This is a genomic window from Arthrobacter sp. 260 (genome assembly GCF_013116745.1).
Classification (GTDB): domain Bacteria; phylum Actinomycetota; class Actinomycetes; order Actinomycetales; family Micrococcaceae; genus Arthrobacter_D.
On sequence record NZ_JABFOE010000106.1, the window covers coordinates 1 to 239 of the forward strand.

Genomic DNA, 239 nt, shown 5'->3' on the forward strand with positions numbered 1-239 from the left:
GTATACTACCATTGAAAAATCTCCTTCTCCACCAGTATTGGGATTGCTTGGCATATTCAGGTCCTTAGCGCACTTCACGGACAGTTCTCCCACCTTGGTTCTTGGTCCACCGTCCCCGACCACAGCATCCACTATCTTTCCTGTCTTCAAATAATGGACCCTTGCTTGACACCCCATCACGATTCCGCTCACCCCGCTTATCGCGGCAGGAGGAAGGACTATGTATGCCTCTTCGTAGG

1 pseudogene is annotated in these 239 nt (G+C 51.0%); it reads right to left on the reverse strand.

Annotated features, from left to right (window positions below):
• Positions 1–239 (reverse strand): annotated as a pseudogene (locus HMI57_RS18965) (hypothetical protein); the annotation flags it as partial.